The sequence below is a fragment of the Phytobacter ursingii genome (genome assembly GCF_001022135.1).
GTDB classification, from domain to species: domain Bacteria; phylum Pseudomonadota; class Gammaproteobacteria; order Enterobacterales; family Enterobacteriaceae; genus Phytobacter; species Phytobacter ursingii.
Window position 1 is genome coordinate 3,826,178 of the sequence record NZ_CP011602.1, and the last position, 18,733, is coordinate 3,844,910.

Genomic DNA, 18,733 nt, shown 5'->3' on the forward strand with positions numbered 1-18,733 from the left:
GTATAAAAAAACGGTTCCTGTACAGGAACCGTTTTTATTTAATCGGTAATGCTATGCGCTTGTCTGCGCAGCGCGTTACGGCTTAATCTGCGCGTGCATTTCCTGAACGGAGGTGACCTTCTCGGTGGCATCAGCGTTCAGCGCCATCGCGGTAGCAAAACCACCGTTCAGCGTGGTGTCGTAATGCACTTTGTACTGCAGCGCGCTGCGGCGAATCAACTTGGAGTCTTCAATCGCCTGACGACCTGCGGTGGTGTTAATGATGTAGGTGTATTCGCCATTCTTGATACGATCCTGAATGTGCGGACGACCCTCATGTACCTTGTTCACCAGACGCGGGTTAATACCGGCTTCGCCCAGCACAATCGCCGTACCGTGGGTCGCATCCAGTTCGAAACCGAACTTGAGCAGCTTCGCCGCAAGGTCAACCACACGCTCTTTGTCTCCTTCACGCACAGAGAGCAACGCGCGACCGTATTTCTTCATGGTCGAGTTACTGCCCAGTTGCGCTTTGGCAAACGCTTCGGCAAAGGTACGTCCGACGCCCATCACTTCCCCGGTCGAGCGCATTTCTGGCCCTAACAGCGGGTCAACGCCCGGGAATTTGTTGAACGGCAGCACCACTTCTTTCACCGAGTAGTACGGCGGGATGATTTCTTTGGTGACGCCCTGCTGTGCCAGCGTCTGGCCAACCATCACGCGCGCCGCCACTTTCGCCAGCGCAACGCCGGTTGCTTTGGAGACGAACGGTACGGTACGCGCTGCTCGCGGGTTCACTTCAATCAGATAAACTTCGTTATCTTTCACCGCAAACTGGACGTTCATCAGACCACGAACCTGCAGCTCGAAAGCCAGTTTCTGCACCTGCTGGCGCATCACATCCTGAATCTCCTGGCTCAGCGTATACGCTGGCAGGGAACACGCGGAGTCGCCGGAGTGCACGCCCGCCTGCTCGATATGCTCCATAATGCCGCCAATCAGCACCATTTCGCCGTCGCAGATAGCATCCACATCCACTTCTACCGCGTCGTCGAGGAAGCGGTCCAACAGGACTGGCGCATCGTTGGAAACGCTGACTGCGGTCTGGAAGTAACGGCGCAGGTCGGCTTCGTCATAAACGATTTCCATCGCGCGGCCGCCGAGCACGTAAGACGGGCGCACCACCAGCGGATAACCAATCTCTTTCGCCCGATCAACGGCTTGTTCGATAGCCGTTACGGTAGCATTCGCCGGTTGTTTCAGTTTCAGGCGGTCAACCGCCTGCTGGAAACGCTCACGGTCTTCGGCACGGTCAATGGCATCCGGGCTGGTACCGATAACCGGCACGCCTGCCGCTTCCAGCGCGCGCGCCAGTTTCAGCGGCGTCTGGCCGCCGTACTGCACGATAACGCCTTTCGGTTTCTCGATGCGCACGATTTCCAGCACATCTTCCAGGGTTACCGGCTCAAAGTAGAGACGGTCAGAAGTGTCATAGTCGGTGGAGACTGTTTCCGGGTTACAGTTGACCATGATGGTCTCGTAACCATCTTCACGCAGCGCCAGCGAGGCATGTACGCAGCAGTAGTCAAATTCGATACCCTGACCAATACGGTTCGGGCCGCCACCCAGTACCATGATTTTATCGCGGTCCTGATTTGGGTTCGCTTCACACTCTTCTTCATAGGTGGAGTACATGTAAGCGGTGTCGGTCGCGAATTCTGCCGCACAGGTGTCCACACGCTTGTAGACCGGGTGCAGGTTGTACTGGTCACGCAGCTTGCGAACTTCCGTTTCACGTACACCGGCCAGTTTAGCCAGACGCGCATCGGCAAAGCCTTTACGCTTGAGCAGACGCAGGAAGTCCGCGTCGAGGCCATTAATGCCCACTTCGGCGACTTTCTCTTCCAGACGCACCAGCTCTTCAATCTGTACCAGGAACCAGCGGTCAATGTTGGTCAGGTTGAAGACGCCATCAACGGACAGACCCGCGCGGAAGGCATCGGCGATGTACCAGATACGCTCGGCGCCAGCATCTTTCAGCTCGCGACGGATTTTGGTCAGCGCTTCCGGGTCATCCAGACTCACTTTCGGGTCAAAACCGGTCGCGCCCACTTCCAGACCACGCAAGGCTTTCTGCATGGATTCCTGCTGTGTGCGGCCAATCGCCATCACTTCACCGACCGATTTCATCTGGGTGGTCAGACGGTCGTTTGCACCCGCGAATTTCTCGAAGTTAAAGCGAGGAATTTTAGTCACAACGTAGTCGATGGAGGGCTCGAAAGACGCCGGGGTGCGGCCACCGGTGATGTCGTTCATCAGCTCGTCGAGGGTATAACCTACCGCCAGTTTCGCCGCCACTTTGGCAATCGGGAAGCCAGTGGCTTTGGAAGCCAGTGCGGAAGAACGGGAGACACGCGGGTTCATCTCGATAACAATCAGACGGCCATTCTTGGGGTTAACCGAGAACTGCACGTTAGAACCGCCGGTTTCCACGCCGATTTCACGCAGTACCGCCATCGAGGCGTTACGCATGATTTGATACTCTTTATCGGTCAGGGTCTGGGCCGGCGCAACGGTGATGGAGTCACCGGTGTGGATGCCCATGGCGTCGAAGTTTTCGATGGAGCAGACGATAATGCAGTTATCGTTCTTATCGCGCACCACTTCCATCTCATACTCTTTCCAGCCAATCAGCGATTCATCAATTAACAGCTCATTGGTCGGTGACAGATCCAGGCCACGGGCGCAGATCTCTTCAAACTCTTCACGGTTATAGGCAATACCGCCGCCGGTGCCGCCCATGGTGAACGATGGACGGATGATGCACGGGTAGCCCACGTCAGCCGCAACGGCCAGCGCCTCTTCCATATTGTGCGCAATACCGGAACGCGCGGTTTCCAGACCGATTTTCTTCATCGCCACGTCGAAACGGCGGCGGTCTTCTGCTTTATCAATTGCGTCGGCGGTCGCACCAATCATGGTGACGCCGAACTCAGCCAGAACGCCCTGACGTTCCAGCTCCAGCGCACAGTTCAGTGCTGTCTGGCCGCCCATGGTCGGCAGAACCGCATCCGGACGCTCTTTTTCGATGATCTTGCGTACCACTTCCCAGTGGATCGGCTCAATATAAGTTGCATCCGCCATTTCCGGGTCGGTCATGATCGTCGCCGGGTTGGAGTTCACCAGAATGACGCGGTACCCCTCTTCACGCAGCGCTTTACACGCCTGCGCACCGGAGTAGTCGAACTCACACGCCTGACCGATGACAATCGGACCGGCGCCAAGGATCAGGATGCTTTTTATGTCTGTACGTTTTGGCATGGCTCTTTTTCGCTCCTGATTATTTAGCAGACTGACGGTATTGCTCAATTAACTCGATAAAATGGTCGAACAGCGGCGCTGCATCGTGCGGACCCGGGCTCGCCTCAGGGTGGCCCTGGAAGCTGAATGCCGGTTTGTCCGTGCGATGAATCCCCTGCAGGGTGCCATCAAACAGCGACTTGTGCGTAACGCGCAGGTTGGCAGGCATGGAGGCTTCATCTACCGCAAAACCATGGTTCTGTGCGGTAATCATTACCGTGTTGTTATCGATATCTTTTACCGGGTGGTTGCCGCCGTGGTGACCGAACTTCATCTTCACGGTTTTTGCGCCGCTCGCCAGCGCCAGCAACTGATGGCCGAGGCAGATGCCGAATACCGGGATATCGGTCTCAAGGAATTTCCCAATCGCGTCGATGGCGTAATCACACGGTGCCGGGTCGCCAGGGCCGTTAGAGAGGAAGATACCGTCCGGATTCATTTTCAGGACGTCTTCTGCGGAGGTTTTCGCCGGGACCACCGTCAGGCGGCAGCCGCGGTCCACCAGCATACGCAGGATGTTACGTTTCGCGCCGAAATCGTAGGCCACCACGTGCAGCGGCAGCTCATCTTCTTTTTTCGCTTCCGGCAGTTCGCCTTTCAGTGTCCAGCTCCCCTGCGTCCAGCTATACGGCTCGGCAGTCGTCACCTCTTTCGCCAAATCCATACCGTTCAGCCCCGGGAAGCTTTTCGCTTTTTCCAGCGCCAGCGCAGCATCCAGATTGTCCCCGGCGATGATGCAGCCGTTCTGCGCGCCCTTTTCACGCAGCAGACGCGTCAGCTTACGGGTATCGATATCGGCAATCGCCACGATATTGTGGCGTTTCAGGTATGAAGAGAGATCTTCGGTATTGCGGTAGTTGCTGGCAATCAGCGGCAGATCGCGAATGACCAGACCTTGCGCATGTACCTGAGAGGATTCTTCATCAGCGGCATTGGTGCCGACATTGCCGATATGAGGATAAGTAAGGGTGACGATTTGGCGGGAGTAGGAAGGATCAGTGAGGATTTCTTGATAACCGGTCATTGAAGTATTGAAAACGACTTCCCCAACCGCCGAACCTGTTGCCCCTATGGCCCGACCGTAAAACTGGGTTCCGTCTTCCAGAACCAATAGCGCTGACTTAATCAAAACATCCTCCAGAGAATATTCACTCACTTTATTTGCATATTAATTCAATTATGAGCCTTGAATCAATGCAAATTTGCGTAACCGCGAATTTTTTGCAAACGGCGGCATTCTGGAGACATGAAGGGTAAAAGTCAACTTATAGCGCATCTTTTTCATGTCTTTTTGCGCCACATAAAAGAACAGCATGATTTAAAGGGCAAAAAGATCACATTTCCGGAGAGAGGAAAACGCTTGCGTCGCCATAAAACTGGTTATCTCTAGCTTGCCTTCATAAAATGTGGACCAGACGGTCAAAATTTACATTTCAGCAACTAAAATAAGAATTAAGATGGATATTAATGGAGATCTAAATGAGGAAATATGAAGAAACAGGCAAAATAAAAGGGCAATAAAATATTGCCCTATGCAATCAAGACATTACGACTGCAACAACCACATCACGATGGGTAATAATTCTTACAAATTGTTCAGATCCAGCACATCTCGCATATCAAAAAGGCCGGTTTCTTTGTTTTTTAGCCATAAAGCTGAGCGAACGGCGCCATTGGCAAACGTCATTCGGCTTGACGCTTTATGACTAATTTCAATACGTTCGCCGAGATCAGCGAACATCGCTGTATGTTCGCCGACAATGTCGCCCGCACGGACGGTAGCAAAACCAATTGTGCCCGGTACGCGTTCGCCGGTATGGCCTTCACGTGCATAAACAGCACAATCTTTTAAATCTTTATTCAGCGCATGGGCAATAGACTCTCCCATGGCCAACGCGGTCCCCGACGGCGCATCCACTTTATAGCGATGATGAGCTTCGATAATTTCAATATCGGTGTAATTCCCCATCACCTTCGCCGCTTTTTCCAGCAGCTTAAGCATCACGTTCACGCCAACGCTGAAATTCGCGGCGAAGACAATGGCGATCTCTTGCGACGCATCGCGAATTGCCGCTTTACCTGCGTCGTCAAACCCGGTTGTACCGATAACCATCCCTTTGCGGTGCTGGCGACAAAACGCCAGGTGTACCAGGGTCCCTTCCGGACGGGTGAAATCGATCAGTACATCAAAATCGTCTTTTACCGCCTGCAAATCACTGCTCACAGTAACGCCTGTGGTACCCACGCCAGCGAGCTCTCCTGCATCGCTACCCAGCAGGGAAGAACCTTCTCGCTCCAGCGCTGCGCCAAGCGCGACGCCATCCATCTGCAGGGTTGCCTGAATTAACTGGCGGCCCATACGCCCACCGGCGCCCGCGATGGCTACGCGGATTTGTGCATCATGCATAGTTGTACTCTTTTGTTAATGAAATGCTGAAAATCGTTCTCAGATTAACCAGCCCACGTCGGGGCTACCAGCCGAAAACACCGATAATTAGAATTAAATGATAAACAGCGGGAAATATCAGTAAAAGACATGAGTTCGCATGTTGCGATTTGACCAGCAAAACCCACAGAAGACGCTGAGCATTGGTATTCTAAGAAGATTTTCCGCTGCGGCGGTGCGCTATCACCTCGTATATTGCTGAGCAATAACTCACTGCACGTCAGCGAACGGTCAGCTTTCGTCCACCGTATAGCTGACAACCAGCTGTCCTTTTTTCATTTTGACACCGGTAAGCGTGATTTGCCCGATGTCACGCAACGAGCAAACATGGGTACCACCACAGCCATAGGCGGGCAATTCGCCAAAGCGAACCTGCCGCTTCCCTTCATAAAAATCGATGTGTCGCGGCAAATTTTCATCTATCCATGCGCTGATTTTTCCCGTCAGCAGCTCCGCAGTGATACTCCCGCTACCGTTAAATGTGATGCGTCCTTCCCCAGGCCAGTGATGGGCTTTAACAGGTTGCCAGCCGAACGCTTCGCCTGCCGTGCCAATCAGATGCCCCGCCGAATGCCAGCGCGCATGAACGTGACGTAATTCCCCGTCGACACAAAGTGTAACCGGGCCTGGCGCGACTGGCGTGGCAGTACGATGCCATACGGTCTCACCGTTAGTGAAAACCCGCTGTATGGGCACGCCACCAATGGTGCCGCCGTCAGAAGGCTGCCCGCCGCCCTGTGGATGAAAGAGCGTGGCATCCAGCTCAATCAAAAAGCCGCCCTCTCCATCGGGAATGCATTGCATAACGTTGGCCTGGCCGTGCGTCTCATCGCTGGTGTAGTAATTTCGTGTTGTCATTTTTCCCTCCTGATTACGCAACCAGTATATTATTTTCACGGACTATGATAATCCGTTATGCTTTCAACACACTTTTGCCTGGCAGACACAAATGAATACCACCCTGCTTCCCGATCTCGCGACTTTTGTTCTGATTATCGATCAGGGCAGCTTCTCAGCCGCCGCACGTATTTCCGGTGCGACGCCATCGGCAATGAGCCGCTGCGTCTCGCGCCTTGAACAGGCGTTGGGCAATAAATTATTGCACCGCACAACGCGAAAACTGCGGTTAAGTGAGTCTGGCCTTAGCGTGTACGAACATGCACAGATGATGCTGGAAGCCGCCAGGCAGGCGATGAATGCCGGCAGCAGCGTGCAGGATAGTGCGCAAGGCACCCTGACCCTCAGCGTACCGAAAGCCGTGGGTCGATTTGTTATCCATCCACTCATGGGCGAATTTCTTATCCGCTACCCGCAGGTCGATGTACGGCTGCGTCTGGAAGATCGTTATATGGATTTAATTGATGACGGCGTCGATCTGGCACTGCGTATTACCAACTCACCTTCTCCTGGCCTGCACGGTAAACCATTGATACCAATTAACCATCTGATTTGCGCCACACCGGAATATCTGCGCCAGCACGGCACACCCGATAAGCCGGAAGATTTACGCCAGCATAGCTGCATCAGTCTTGGCGAAACGCCCGCTGATTCACGCTGGAAATTTCGTAAGCGCGGCAAAAGCGAAACTATTCAGACCCATGGGCGCTATGCCGCGAACCATACCGGTGTTCGCCTCGATGCGGTGCTAAATCATCTGGGGATAGGCAGCCTGCCGCTGTTTACCGCAAGTGCGGCACTGGCGCGAGGCGAAATACGTCAGGTGCTGCCGGACTGGGAGTTTATTAGCGAGTATTCAGGACAGCTCTGGCTACTGTGGTCGTCGGGAAAGCATATGCCCGCCAGAATGCGGGCGATGATTGATTATTTAAGTGAGAAGATGCCCTACGTCTCGCTTACGGCGCCTTACTAAATACGTCTGCCACCCAGGCGCGAAATGCATCAATATCAATGCCCAGGGCTACCTGCGCATTCGCGGGCTTACCCAGACGACCGTCAATATCCACAACCGTGGTGCCCGCGGTGTATGTCCCCTGGGTTTCCACCGCTACAAAGCAGGATTTCAGGGTAAAAATCTGCGGGCGCACCAGCCAGGCAATCGCGCAAAGATCATGCATACGTAGCCCGGTCGCCATGCTGCCGCTACGGTAGTGGCTAAACAAGCCATGCAGCATTTTCCCGGTTTGATTTCCCGCAGGCAGCGTTGCCAGATAATCCGGGGCAAGTGTGGCATGGTTAGTCACATCCAGACCGCACATGACGATCTCCAGTCCGCTGGCAAAGACGCGTGCGGCCGCTTCCGGGTCAATGGCAATATTGAATTCCGCATTTGGCGTGAAGTTACCGCGCCCGGCAGAACCGCCCATCATCACCAGACGACGAATGTTGAACTGACATTCCGGGTAGTGGGATAACAGCAGAGCAATATTGGTCAGTGGCCCAATCGCCACCAGCGTGACCGGTTCAGGTGATGCCATCAGCACATCGCGGATTGCCTGAAACGCGGGCTTTGCCAGCGGCTGGCGCTGATGTTCAACAAAGTGATAGCCTTCCATGCCAGATTCACCGTGGACACTTGCCGCATCGCGCAACGGGCGCAGCAACGGCGTCGCAGCCCCCTGCGCCACCGGGATATTCACATTCCAGAAGTGAAGCAATTGCAGGGCATTACGGGTGGTTTTTTCCAGCGAGACATTACCTGCAACCGTCGTCATCAGTTTGAGATCAAGCTCAGGTGCAAAAAGCGCAGCGGCAATGGCAGCCGCGTCGTCAATACCAGGGTCGGTGTCGAGAATAATCGGCAGACGCATACATCCTCCATAAAAAATGCCAGGCGTTATGCCTGGCATCTTCTCATAAACTCAAGGCGAAAAAGTTATTCGACTTCGCGAACATCGACCCGCAGCTCTTTCGGTACTTCGAAAACAATGTTTTCTTCACGACCTTCCAGCGGAATGGCTTCGCCGCCGCCCAGTTCCTGCAAACGGGAGATAACGTTTTGCACCAGCACGTCAGGCGCCGACGCCCCGGCCGTAACGCCAACGCAACGGATATTGCGCACCCACTCTTCCTGGATATCAGAAGCATCATCAATCAGGTAAGCGGATTTACCCATACGCTGGGCCAGCTCCGCCAGACGGTTGGAGTTGGAGGAGTTCTTCGAGCCGACCACCAGCACGACTTCCGCCTGTTCCGCCAGTGCGCGTACGGCTTCCTGGCGGTTGGTCGTGGCGTAGCAGATGTCATCTTTACGCGGCCCGACAATTTTCGGGAAGCGCTCGCGCAGCGCATCAATCACGTCGGAAGTATCATCCACGGAGAGTGTCGTCTGCGTCATAAAAGAGAGCTTATTGATATCTTTGATATGGAGCGTTTGTACGTCTTCCGGCGACTCCACCAGGTACATTCCCCCTTTCGGGTTGCTGTACTGCCCCATGGTGCCTTCGACTTCCGGGTGTCCAGCATGACCAATCAGGATAGCCTCTTCCCCACGACGACTGGCGCGAGCGACCTCCATATGCACTTTGGTCACCAGCGGGCAGGTGGCATCAAACACGGTCAGGTCGCGGCTTTTCGCTTCGTTACGGACCGCCTGTGAAACACCGTGCGCAGAGAAAATGAGGATCGCGCCATCCGGTACTTCACTGATTTGTTCTATAAAAATGGCCCCGCGTTCACGCAGACTGTCCACCACGTAACGGTTATGCACCACCTCGTGACGGACATAAATGGGCGCGCCATAAATCTCCAGCGCGTTTTCAACAATGCTAATCGCGCGGTCTACGCCTGCACAAAAACCTCGTGGGTTAGCCAACAGGATCTGCATGTATTCCCTCCAGGGCCGGTTCCACTTCCAGCACGTCGACATCAAAATGAACGGTCTGCCCTGCCAGCGGGTGGTTGAAATCGACGGTAATAGAATCGCCGTTGATCTCACGGATAACGCCCGGCATTTCGCTGCCATCCATTGCGGTAAAGAGCATAATCGCGCCGATTTCCGGCTCGCCCGCGTCCATAAAATCACGGCGCGAGAAGTACTGAATCAGATCGGGAACCGGCGTACCAAATGCCGCATCCGGTTCCAGCGAAAACGCTTTTTTGTCGCCTGCTTTCAACCCCAGTAAATGCTGTTCAAGCCCTTCGGACAGCGAACCGTCTCCCAGACGAAACAGCGCAGGTTTACCATTATTGCGGGTTGACTCAGCGGTGGAGCCATCTTCGAGTTTGAGCGTAAAGTGCACCAGCACCGCGCTATTACTCTGTACAGATTTTGACATGCAGGTTCGCTCACTTGTTTTGCCCGATGACGATAACGCTTACCGGGCCTACGGATAACCCAGGCCGGGCAAGCGTAACGCCGCCCGGCAGGTTTTGTTACGCCTGTTTCTTCGCAGCCGCGTTCGGTAAGAAGCCTTCCAGCACAATCAGCGCCGCGCCGACGCAAATGAAACTGTCGGCAAGGTTGAAGGTGGCGAAATGCCAGTCGCCGACATAAAAGTCGATCATATCAACGACAAAACCGTGCCACAGGCGATCGAACAGATTGCCTAACGCGCCGCCGATAATCATCGCATAGGCGATATTGTTCAGCTTCTGCGACGCTTTTGAACGGTACATCAGCACCGCCAGCACAACGGAGATACCGATGGCGATACCGGCAAAGAACCAACGCTGCCAGCCACCGCTGTCTGCCAGAAAGCTAAACGCCGCACCATAGTTACGCGCGTAATGCAGATTAAGCGACGGGAACAGTGACACTGTATCCCCCAGCGCAAAATGCTGGAGGATAAGGAACTTGCTGCCCAGATCGATAATCAGCACGACGACCACCAGCCACAACCAGCGTAGCCCTGTTGAAAAGATCGGTTTACTCATCAGGCAAACTTACGTTTTTCGCCGTCACCGGCGACGTTGCTGACACAGCGTCCGCAGATTTCTGCGTGTTCCGCTACCTTGCCGACATCCTGAGTGTAATGCCAGCAACGCGGGCATTTCTCACCGTCGGCTTTGCTTAACGCCACTTTCAGACCTTTGAGCAGCTCGCTCTGTTGGGCATCAGCGGAAGCGTTGGCATAATCTTCAACTTTTGCACCGGAGGTCAACAGGACAAATCGTAATTCGTCACCCAGCGCCGTCAGTTTCGCAGACAGTTCCGGTTCAGCGAACAGGGTTACCGCCGCCTCCAGAGAACCGCCTACTTTCTTGTCAGCACGCGCCTGTTCGATAACCTTGTTCACTTCGCCACGCACTTTCAGCAACGCTTCCCAGTAGGCGTCGTTCATGGCTTCGGTTTCCGCCAGACCAAACAGCCCCTGGTACCATTCGCCGGTGAACACATATTTTTCGCGCTCGCCTGGCAGGTAACCCCAGATTTCATCGGCGGTGAAGGACATGATCGGTGCCATCCAGCGCACCAGTGCTTCTGCGATATGGTACAGCGCAGTCTGGCAGCTACGACGGGCAACACTGTCCGCCTTCGCGGTGTACTGACGGTCTTTGATGATGTCGAGGTAGAAAGAGCCCATCTCGATGGAGCAAAAACGCATCAGGCGCTGCACAACTTCATGGAAATCATAGGAGTCGTACGCGCTGATGATATCTTTCTGCGCTTCCTGCGCGCAGCCAACTGCCCAACGATCCAGTACCACCATCTCTTCCGGTTTCACCATGTCTTTTGCCGGATCGAAACCATTAAGGTTCGCCAGCAGGAAGCGTGCGGTGTTACGGATACGACGATAGCTGTCGGCAGCACGTTTGAGGATCTCGTCGGAAACGGCCATTTCGCCTGTATAATCGGTGGATGCCACCCACAGACGCAGAATATCCGCGCCCAGTTTGTTCATCACGTCCTGCGGAGAAACGGTATTACCGATAGATTTAGACATCTTACGGCCCTGACCATCGACGGTAAAACCGTGGGTCAGTACCTGGCGGTAAGGCGCTTTGCCTTTCATCGCGACGCTGATCATCAGGGAGGACATAAACCAGCCACGGTGCTGGTCAGAACCTTCCAGATACATATCCGCTACGTGACCGCCGAATTCCGGGCGCGCGTCCACGACAGAGTAGCTCGTTGAACCGGAGTCAAACCACACGTCCAGGGTATCCGGCACTTTCACGTAGTTGTCAGCGTCATCGCCAAGGATTTCACGCGGATCGAGATCCCACCACGCCTGAATACCGTCTTTCTCAACGTATTTAGCCACGGCTTCCATCAGTTCGGTAGTACGCGGGTGCAGCTCTTCGGTGTCTTTATGCACGAACAGCGCCATCGGCACGCCCCAGGTACGCTGACGGGAGATACACCAGTCAGGACGGTTCGCGACCATCGATTCGATACGTGCTTTCCCCCATGCCGGGATCCAGCCGCTCAGGTTCTCTTTCGCCAGACCTTCCTGCTCAATGCGATCGATCTCTTTCAAAGACTGAATACGCAGGCCTTTCTGATCCATGCTGACGAACCACTGCGGAGTCGCACGGAAGATGATCGGCGACTTATGACGCCAGCAGCACGGGTAGCTGTGCTGCATTTTTTCGACATGCAGCAGTGCGCCTTTCTCACGCAGTAGGTTGACGATAATGTCGTTTGCTTTGAAGACGTTTACGCCATCCAGAATGGGATATGTACCCGGCAGGTAAGTACCGTCCGGGCCAACCGGGTTAGCGATTTCCAGACCGTATTTTTGGCTGATGGTGTAGTCATCAGGGCCATGACCACCGGCGGTATGCACCGCACCGGTACCGGCTTCCAGCGTCACGTGATCGCCAAGGATCGCCGGAACATCAAAGTCGAGGAACGGATGTTTAAAGCGCATCAGTTCCAGTTCAGAACCTTTCACCACGCCCAGCACGGTAAATTCGCTGAGACCTGCGCGTTTCATCACGCTGTCTACCAGATCTTTTGCGAGGATCAGCGCCTGGCCTTCAACCTGCACCAGCGCATAGTCGAATTCCGGCGACAGGGAGATTGCGCGGTTCGCCGGCAGGGTCCACGGGGTGGTGGTCCAGATAACCAGAGAAACCGGGCCGTTAACGCTGGCCACGCCAAATTTCGCTTTTACCGCGTCGGCATCAACGGCATTGAATGCCACGTCGATGGACGGAGAGGTTTTGTCGTAATACTCAACTTCCGCTTCCGCCAGAGCTGAACGGCAGTCCACGCACCAGTGCACCGGCTTTGCGCCTTTATGCAGGTGGCCGTTGCCGATGATTTTACCCAGCGCGCGAATGATGTTGGCTTCAGTTTTGAAGTCCATGGTGCGATACGGATGTTCCCAGTCGCCCAGTACGCCAAGACGAATAAAGTCTGTGCGCTGGCCGTCGATCTGGGTCGCGGCGTATTCACGGCATTTTGCACGGAATTCCGCAGCGGTGAATTTCTCACCCGGCTTACCGAATTCCTGCTCAACTTTCAGTTCGATCGGCAGACCATGACAGTCCCAGCCCGGCACATACGGCGAGTCGTAACCCGCGAGGCCTTTGGACTTCACAATAATGTCTTTCAGAATCTTATTAACAGAGTGACCAATATGAATGCTGCCATTCGCATAAGGAGGGCCATCATGCAGAATGAAGGTTTTTTTGCCTTTTTTGGCTGCACGAATGATGCCGTACAGGTCATCATCAGTCCAACGCGCCAGCATTCCCGGTTCACGCTTGGCGAGGTCGCCGCGCATCGGGAACCCTGTTTCCGGCAAATTCAGGGTTGATTTATAGTCACTCATCAGATTCTCGGTTCCGTATTTATCACACAGGCAGTTAAGCCGGTTCTATAGCCCAAACAATTCGCGGGCCGTTAACTCATCACGCGCGATCTGCGCTTTAAGCTCATCCAGCGATGTAAATCGCTGCTCGTTGCGTATTTTTTTACGCAGTACTACATCTATATGGCGTCCATAGAGGTCCATTACAACATCCAGCAGATGGACTTCAAGCTGCTGGCGAACCCCGGCTACCGTCGGGCGCGTACCAATGTTGGCCACACCGGGCAGTAAAGTATCGCCTAAGCCAGCCACTTCTACCGCATAGACCCCTTTGACCGGGGAAACCTGGCGGCGTAGCGGTATGTTCGCCGTCGGAAAACCAATCGTGCGCCCCAGCTCATCGCCGTGAACCACACGCCCGGAGATACTAAACGGATGGCCCAGCAGTTGTTCCGCGAGCTCAAGGTTGTCATCGGCCAGCGCCTGGCGTACCGCCGTACTGCTCACGCGTGCCCCGCCAGAGCAGAAGGTTTGCGTGCTGGTCACGTCAAAGCCGTATTTCAGACCGGCTTTCTGTAATAACAAGAAATCCCCCTGGCGACCAGCGCCAAAGCGGAAGTCATCCCCCACGGCGAGGAATTTCACGCCGAGTTTGTCAACCAGCAGGTCGCTGACGAAGGCTTGCGCCGTCAACGCGGCAAAACGTCGGTCAAAACGTACGCACAGTACGTAATCGACGCCACATTCGGCCAGCAGGCGCACTTTTTCTCGCAGTCGGGTCAGACGCGCGGGCGCTTTATCACCCGCAAAAAGTTCGAGAGGTTGCGGCTCGAATATCATCACCACTACGGGGAGAGCACGGGTACGACCTTCTTCGCTAAGCCCTTGTAAAAGCGCCTGATGGCCGCGATGCACGCCGTCGAAATTACCAATAGTCAGCACACACCCGTGCGGTGCCTGGCTGAGATTATGTATGCCGCGTATCAGCTTCATGTCTGGCTCAAAACAGTGAAAATCGTCAGAGTATACCTTGTACAACGTGCGACGTTAACCGACGATTGCCCGAACCCGCCAGAAAGGAGAAGGATTTCATCAGGCTGCCTTCTTAGCGCATGAAAAACTGGCCCAGAAAGCGATTTTTATAGTGGAAAAGCTGTATTCGATGACCACAAGCTGGTAGAATCCTGCGCCATCAATACGTAACGTAGCGTCGTAGATTAACGGCGCTTATTTGCACAAATCCATTGACAAAAGAAGGCTAAAAGGGCATATTCCTCGGCCTTTGAATTGTCCATATAGATCATATTTGGGAGTTGGACCTTGGCTAATATCAAATCAGCTAAGAAGCGCGCCGTTCAGTCTGAAAAGGCTCGCAAACACAACGCAAGCCGTCGCTCTATGATGCGTACTTTCATCAAGAAAGTGTACGCTGCGATCGAAGCTGGCGACAAAGCTGCTGCACAGAAAGCATTTGACGAAATGCAACCGATCGTGGATCGCCAGGCCGCTAAAGGTCTGATCCACAAAAACAAAGCTGCGCGTCATAAAGCAAACCTGACTGCACAGATCAGCAAACTGGCTTAATCGCCCGCTTGTTGTACTTTGTGAAAGAACCCGCGTAAAGCGGGTTTTTTTATGCCTGTTACCTGACGTCAATGCCGAGTAACGTCTGTACCCCCTGTCGACCTTTCGCGGTAAGCGTGACTTCACGAAAACCGGGCGTCCGGCGGATCCACCCCTTCGTTTCAAAATAAACCAGCAACACCGCGCCTGCATGACCACCCAGATGAAAGCGCCGCTCACTCCAGTCAAGACAGGCACAGCTACGTTTACGCGTTGATTTATTCTCCAGTGGCAACCCCACCCGGGTAAAAAATGTCAGCCCTTCTTCGGTAAGCGACGCCCCATCAGCGGTCAGGTACTTTTTTTCCACCAGCGCATCATAAATGCTTACCGCCAGCTCGCCCGCCAGATGATCGTAACAGGTACGCGCATGCCGCAGCGCCACGGGCGTGCGCGTTGCTAAAGGTTTATCCCGTCGCCAGGAGATTCCCATCATCATTTCAATCAACCGGGCAACCTCTTTGCCTGCCAGGCGGTAGTAACGATGGCGTCCTTGTGAAAGGAAACAGACCAGTTGGCTGTCAACCAGCTTACTCAGATGCGCGCTGGCGGTGGAGGCCGCAACGCCTGCCGCCACACTCAATTCCGTTGCCGTCCATGCCCGCCCATCCATTAGCGCACACAGCATTTTCACGCGTGAAGGATCCGCCATCGCTGCGGCAACTGCCGCGACCGAAAGCTCAAGCGCGTCATCAGAAAGATGCCCAGGATGATGTTGCATAAACCGCCCAGGGTTCTGTTGCCTCGCTGGCAACGATATCATTATCTGTCACCAGTATGAGCTGATTTGCGTGATCGCTGTACTGCACGAGAATATTTACGCCCTGGGCCGCAAGCGCTGCCGTTATCTCGCCCAGCTCGCCAGGCCGCTCCTGTTTGAGCTTACGGATCAGAGGCCTGCGCAGATCGCGGACATCAAAACCATGATGATCCAGTACCGCTTTTGCCCGTATGCCCTCTTCCACCAGAAAATGCGCGTGTGCTTCATTGCCACAGGTAAAAACGCCACCGCCCTCAAGACCGATACCATTGCTACCCAGCGTTTTGCCCAGTCTCGCCAGTTCACCAGGCAGGTTTTTCAGTACTACGTGAATGTCGTACATCACCTTACCCCCGGCTTTCCGATGAATATTCCCGTTCCAGACGGGCGATACGAATGCGGTAAAAGGCAAAAATTTCGTTACGCCCCTCCGTCTGAGCGGCACGGTGAAGGTGGTGCGCTTTCCACGTCTGAATGGCCGCCTCATCACGCCACCAGGATAACGAAAGGATTTTGCCGGGCGTCGCCAGGCTTTGAAAACGCTCGATTGAAATAAAGCCGTCGATATCGGCAAGCAGTGGTTTCAGTTCCGCAGCCAGTTCAAGGTAGCGTTCTTGCTTTGCCGTAACCGCGTCGGCTTCGAAAAGTACAGCAATCATGATCTATCTCCTGCATCGGTAAGAGAGATAAATCTACCGTGCTGAAAAAGTCATGCTTCGGTGGTTAACGAAATATGGCGCGTGTTATCCGGGGTCCTTGAACAGCCGGGAATAATCACGATTACAGATACGCTGTACGGCGGGATGCTGAATCATACGTTCGGCAAAAATGGCGTGGTACTCTTCCATCACGTTATCCACACGCCCAATTTCAACGATATTCTCATCGGCAAAATAATCTTTTGCATAGAGCGTCGGAGCGACAAAAATGGCGTTGTGCGCTGCGCCAAACGATTTCATCAACGCCGCATCATCAAACTCGCCCAGCACTTCAACATTCAGCCCCTGCGAATTAAACCAGTTCAACAATTTTCTGCCGAGCATAGAGCGGCGCCCGGGAATCAACAGACGACGCTCTTCCAGACAGGCCGGGAACGGCTTATTTAACGCCGGCTTCTGACACCAGAAACTGACGCTGCACTCGCCGATCTTCACCGAAAACAGTCCTTCCTGATGCGTCGAATCGATCGGGCAGTCCGAGATAATCATGTCGAGCTTATGCTGGCTGAGCTGCTCAAGCAGCATTTCATGAGTGGATTCAAAGCAGCGAAGGTGAATAGGCTCCCCTTCCTGCACGGCGACATCGAGAATGCCACTGACCAGCGTTTTTGATAACGCATCCGCAACGCCCACATCGAAAAGCAGATGTGACTCTTTGCGATAGTTAACGATATCTAGCATTTCCTGACTGAGCGTGAACATCTTGTCCGCATAGCGAAACACCAGCTCGCCAAGTTCAGTGGGTTCCAGCCCTCTTCCCCTGCGCTTAAAGAGCTTGCCCTGCAACCGCTCCTCCAGCGATTTGATCTGCCCGGTAATGGTTTGCGGCGTCAGGAATAGTACCTCTGCCGCCCCGACAACCGAACCTTCACGGTAGACCTGCCAGAAGTAGTACAAGTGATTGTAATTAATATTGGACATCGCCGCTTCGCTCCCGGAGTGAGATAACGGGAAGGCGGTCACTCGCCTTCCTGCCAGAGGTTAACGGACGATCCGCGTGCGCAGCAGACAATAACCTATAATTGCAGACAGAACAGAGCCCGTCAGGATCCCCAGTTTCGCCCAACCGACGCTATGCGGATCGGCATCACCGAAGGCCAGCGTCGCGATAAAAATGGACATGGTAAAACCGATGCCGCATAACACGCCTACTGCCATGATTTGCTTAAAGGCTGCGCCTTTGGGGAGTTTTGCCAGTCCCAAACGCAATGCCAGCCAGCAGAAGAGGGAGATACCGACGGGTTTGCCAATCAACAGGCCAGCGATGACTCCCAGCGGCAACGGGGAGGTCAGGCCGCTTAGCGAGACGCCCTCCAGTGACACGCCGGCGTTGGCAAAAGCAAACAGCGGCAGAATGAGCCAGGACACCCAGGGATGAATGGCATTGATCAATTGCCGGGCCGGAGACACACCGTCCTTCTCCTTCAACGGAATAAAGAAGCCCAGGATAACACCCGCAAGCGTGGCGTGAATCCCCGATTTAAGCACTGCCGTCCACAGCACTAACCCCACCAGGATATAGATACCGGTGCGCCGGACATTAAAGATGTTCAGCAGCGCCAGCGCGACAATAGCCGTCGCGGCAACGCCGAGGGCCGCCATCGAAAGGTCGCTGGTATAAAAGAGGGCGATAATGATGATAGCGCCCAGATCGTCAATGATGGCCAACGCCATCAGGAACACTTTCAATACAACGGGAACACGATCGCCCAGCAGAGCGAGCACGCCGAGGGCAAACGCAATATCGGTAGCCGTTGGAATAGCCCAGCCATGGCTGACCACCGGATCGTGAAAATTAAACGCCAGGAAAATAAGTGCAGGAGCAACCATCCCACCGAGCGCCGCAATCACCGGGAAAATGGCCTGCTGACGCGTGGCCAGTGCGCCCTGCACCAGCTCATATTTCACTTCCAGGCCCACCATCAGGAAAAACACTGCCATTAACGCGTCATTAATGAAGAGCAGCATGTTTTTATCAATATCCAGCGCGCCAAATTTGAACGCAACGGGCGTGTCCAGAAAGGCCTGATAGCCCGCCTGAGTCACACCAAGGTTTGCGCACAGCATCGCCAGTACGGCAGCAATGATGAGGACAATCCCGCCTGAGATATCACTGCTAAAAAAACGTTGTAGAAATTTCATGATCTTCTCTCGATTTACAACTCCCTCGGACGCTTATCTTACC

17 protein-coding genes are annotated in these 18,733 nt (G+C 54.2%); 2 read left to right on the forward strand and 15 right to left on the reverse strand.

Translation table 11 applies throughout. The features are described from left to right. Positions 1 to 75 precede the first annotated feature (75 nt). The 4 genes from carB to AB182_RS21565 all read right to left on the reverse strand — a co-directional run bounded on the left by carB (position 76) and on the right by AB182_RS21565 (position 6,643). Positions 76 to 3,300 carry a carbamoyl-phosphate synthase large subunit gene (carB, locus tag AB182_RS21550; protein ID WP_047371880.1) on the reverse strand — a complete coding sequence of 1,075 codons (3,225 nt, stop codon included), beginning with the start codon at positions 3,298 to 3,300 and terminating at the stop codon, positions 76 to 78. 19 nt (positions 3,301 to 3,319) lie between these two features. Continuing rightward, complete coding sequence (gene carA / locus AB182_RS21555; RefSeq protein ID WP_047371881.1) at positions 3,320 to 4,468, reverse strand: glutamine-hydrolyzing carbamoyl-phosphate synthase small subunit; 1,149 nt, start codon at positions 4,466 to 4,468, stop codon at positions 3,320 to 3,322. A 456-nt stretch (positions 4,469 to 4,924) separates the two neighbouring features. Continuing rightward, positions 4,925 to 5,746, reverse strand: a complete 822-nt coding sequence (dapB, locus tag AB182_RS21560) for a 4-hydroxy-tetrahydrodipicolinate reductase (RefSeq protein WP_047371882.1) — start codon at positions 5,744 to 5,746, stop codon at positions 4,925 to 4,927. Positions 5,747 to 6,016: 270 nt separating this feature from the next. Beyond that, positions 6,017 to 6,643: a serine-tRNA(Ala) deacylase AlaX gene (locus AB182_RS21565; protein ID WP_047371883.1), complete on the reverse strand. Its 627-nt coding sequence runs from the start codon at positions 6,641 to 6,643 to the stop codon at positions 6,017 to 6,019. 91 nt (positions 6,644 to 6,734) lie between these two features. Between AB182_RS21565 and AB182_RS21570 the strand changes: the two genes are divergently transcribed. Continuing rightward, entirely contained in the window at positions 6,735 to 7,655 is a 921-nt protein-coding gene (locus tag AB182_RS21570) for a LysR family transcriptional regulator (RefSeq protein ID WP_047371884.1), read from the forward strand. Here the strand turns inward: AB182_RS21570 and rihC are convergent. The 6 genes from rihC to ribF all read right to left on the reverse strand — a co-directional run bounded on the left by rihC (position 7,639) and on the right by ribF (position 14,439). Continuing rightward, positions 7,639 to 8,553 (reverse strand): ribonucleoside hydrolase RihC, encoded by a 915-nt coding sequence (gene rihC, locus AB182_RS21575; protein WP_047371885.1) that lies wholly within the window; start codon positions 8,551 to 8,553, stop codon positions 7,639 to 7,641. The two genes, AB182_RS21570 and rihC, sit on opposite strands and share 17 nt — an antisense overlap. 65 nt (positions 8,554 to 8,618) lie before the next feature. Beyond that, a complete protein-coding gene (gene ispH / locus AB182_RS21580; RefSeq protein ID WP_047371886.1) occupies positions 8,619 to 9,569 on the reverse strand; it encodes a 4-hydroxy-3-methylbut-2-enyl diphosphate reductase in 951 nt (316 codons plus the stop codon). Then, positions 9,550 to 10,020 carry an FKBP-type peptidyl-prolyl cis-trans isomerase gene (gene fkpB / locus AB182_RS21585; RefSeq protein WP_047371887.1) on the reverse strand — a complete coding sequence of 157 codons (471 nt, stop codon included), beginning with the start codon at positions 10,018 to 10,020 and terminating at the stop codon, positions 9,550 to 9,552. The genes ispH and fkpB overlap by 20 nt, the downstream gene beginning before the upstream one ends. A 97-nt stretch (positions 10,021 to 10,117) precedes the next feature. Next, on the reverse strand, positions 10,118 to 10,618 hold the full coding sequence (lspA, locus tag AB182_RS21590) for a signal peptidase II (protein WP_047371888.1): 501 nt from the start codon (positions 10,616 to 10,618) through the stop codon (positions 10,118 to 10,120). Further along, a complete protein-coding gene (ileS, locus tag AB182_RS21595) occupies positions 10,618 to 13,467 on the reverse strand; it encodes an isoleucine--tRNA ligase (protein WP_047371889.1) in 2,850 nt (949 codons plus the stop codon). Before ileS ends, lspA begins: the two co-directional genes overlap by 1 nt. 45 nt (positions 13,468 to 13,512) lie before the next feature. Further along, positions 13,513 to 14,439 (reverse strand): bifunctional riboflavin kinase/FAD synthetase, encoded by a 927-nt coding sequence (gene ribF / locus AB182_RS21600; protein ID WP_047371890.1) that lies wholly within the window; start codon positions 14,437 to 14,439, stop codon positions 13,513 to 13,515. A gap of 327 nt (positions 14,440 to 14,766) precedes the next feature. On the opposite strand from ribF, the gene rpsT reads away from it, so the two are divergent. Continuing rightward, a complete protein-coding gene (rpsT, locus tag AB182_RS21605; protein ID WP_039078297.1) occupies positions 14,767 to 15,030 on the forward strand; it encodes a 30S ribosomal protein S20 in 264 nt (87 codons plus the stop codon). Positions 15,031 to 15,088: 58 nt separating this feature from the next. Here rpsT and AB182_RS21610 read toward each other — a convergent pair whose 3' ends face one another. The 5 genes from AB182_RS21610 to nhaA form a co-directional block, all read right to left on the reverse strand. After that, a complete protein-coding gene (locus AB182_RS21610) occupies positions 15,089 to 15,790 on the reverse strand; it encodes an ArsR/SmtB family transcription factor (protein WP_047371891.1) in 702 nt (233 codons plus the stop codon). After that, positions 15,762 to 16,172, reverse strand: coding sequence for an amino acid-binding protein (locus AB182_RS21615; protein WP_047371892.1), 411 nt, complete (start codon positions 16,170 to 16,172; stop codon positions 15,762 to 15,764). Before AB182_RS21615 ends, AB182_RS21610 begins: the two co-directional genes overlap by 29 nt. A gap of 4 nt (positions 16,173 to 16,176) precedes the next feature. Next, positions 16,177 to 16,488, reverse strand: a complete 312-nt coding sequence (locus tag AB182_RS21620; RefSeq protein ID WP_047371893.1) for an antibiotic biosynthesis monooxygenase family protein — start codon at positions 16,486 to 16,488, stop codon at positions 16,177 to 16,179. 84 nt (positions 16,489 to 16,572) lie between these two features. Further along, a complete protein-coding gene (gene nhaR / locus AB182_RS21625; protein WP_047373398.1) occupies positions 16,573 to 17,469 on the reverse strand; it encodes a transcriptional activator NhaR in 897 nt (298 codons plus the stop codon). Between the two features lie 60 nt (positions 17,470 to 17,529). Beyond that, positions 17,530 to 18,690: a Na+/H+ antiporter NhaA gene (gene nhaA, locus AB182_RS21630; protein ID WP_047371894.1), complete on the reverse strand. Its 1,161-nt coding sequence runs from the start codon at positions 18,688 to 18,690 to the stop codon at positions 17,530 to 17,532. Between the last annotated feature and the right edge of the window lie 43 nt (positions 18,691 to 18,733).

What these genes read in the sequence shown, in the direction of transcription:
- carB (WP_047371880.1), bottom strand. Translation starts at nt 3,300, where the DNA reads ATGCCAAAACGTACAGACATAAAAAGCATCCTGATCCTTGGCGCCGGT.
- dapB (WP_047371882.1), bottom strand. Translation starts at nt 5,746, where the DNA reads ATGCATGATGCACAAATCCGCGTAGCCATCGCGGGCGCCGGTGGGCGT.
- AB182_RS21565 (WP_047371883.1), bottom strand. Translation starts at nt 6,643, where the DNA reads ATGACAACACGAAATTACTACACCAGCGATGAGACGCACGGCCAGGCC.
- AB182_RS21570 (WP_047371884.1), top strand. Translation starts at nt 6,735, where the DNA reads ATGAATACCACCCTGCTTCCCGATCTCGCGACTTTTGTTCTGATTATC.
- rihC (WP_047371885.1), bottom strand. Translation starts at nt 8,553, where the DNA reads ATGCGTCTGCCGATTATTCTCGACACCGACCCTGGTATTGACGACGCG.
- ispH (WP_047371886.1), bottom strand. Translation starts at nt 9,569, where the DNA reads ATGCAGATCCTGTTGGCTAACCCACGAGGTTTTTGTGCAGGCGTAGAC.
- fkpB (WP_047371887.1), bottom strand. Translation starts at nt 10,020, where the DNA reads ATGTCAAAATCTGTACAGAGTAATAGCGCGGTGCTGGTGCACTTTACG.
- lspA (WP_047371888.1), bottom strand. Translation starts at nt 10,618, where the DNA reads ATGAGTAAACCGATCTTTTCAACAGGGCTACGCTGGTTGTGGCTGGTG.
- ileS (WP_047371889.1), bottom strand. Translation starts at nt 13,467, where the DNA reads ATGAGTGACTATAAATCAACCCTGAATTTGCCGGAAACAGGGTTCCCG.
- ribF (WP_047371890.1), bottom strand. Translation starts at nt 14,439, where the DNA reads ATGAAGCTGATACGCGGCATACATAATCTCAGCCAGGCACCGCACGGG.
- AB182_RS21610 (WP_047371891.1), bottom strand. Translation starts at nt 15,790, where the DNA reads ATGCAACATCATCCTGGGCATCTTTCTGATGACGCGCTTGAGCTTTCG.
- AB182_RS21615 (WP_047371892.1), bottom strand. Translation starts at nt 16,172, where the DNA reads ATGTACGACATTCACGTAGTACTGAAAAACCTGCCTGGTGAACTGGCG.
- AB182_RS21620 (WP_047371893.1), bottom strand. Translation starts at nt 16,488, where the DNA reads ATGATTGCTGTACTTTTCGAAGCCGACGCGGTTACGGCAAAGCAAGAA.
- nhaR (WP_047373398.1), bottom strand. Translation starts at nt 17,469, where the DNA reads ATGTCCAATATTAATTACAATCACTTGTACTACTTCTGGCAGGTCTAC.
- nhaA (WP_047371894.1), bottom strand. Translation starts at nt 18,690, where the DNA reads ATGAAATTTCTACAACGTTTTTTTAGCAGTGATATCTCAGGCGGGATT.